The 343-nt window shown below is 62.4% G+C and carries 1 protein-coding gene; it reads right to left on the bottom strand.

Translation table 11 applies throughout. From position 1 onward, the window contains the following. Positions 1-36: 36 nt before the first annotated feature. Positions 37-343: LamB/YcsF family protein (locus tag E5Q11_RS17390; protein WP_210426338.1), on the bottom strand; the 307-nt coding region annotated here is incomplete at its 5' end.

The following is a 343-nucleotide window of genomic DNA, read 5'->3' as shown; positions in this document are numbered from 1 at the left end:
TTCCGGCCGGTTCGAGCCTTGGTAAGACACCGACGTTCATACGGTGCGTCCTGTGGATGCAAGCACTTCGCATATCCGCCGGACCGCTGCGATAGATTCCTCGTTGTCGCCGTGAACGCACAGGGTGTCGGCCTGCAGGAACAATTCGCTGCCGTCGGACGCCGTCAGTGGCCGACCTTCAGAGATCCGGGTTGCCTGGTCGATGATCAGGGCCGTGTCGTGATGCACGGCACCGGGCAGGGAGCGCGTGACCAGTTTGCCGTCCTGGTCGTAGGCCCGGTCGGCGAATGCCTCAAACAGGAGGGAAATACCGTGCTCGCTGGCCTGTTGCTGAATACCTGCG

The sequence above is a fragment of the Marinobacter confluentis genome (assembly GCF_004785685.1).
Taxonomy (GTDB): domain Bacteria; phylum Pseudomonadota; class Gammaproteobacteria; order Pseudomonadales; family Oleiphilaceae; genus Marinobacter; species Marinobacter confluentis.
Note: the sequence above shows the minus strand (reverse complement) of the source record. Positions and strands in the feature narration are given on the sequence as shown.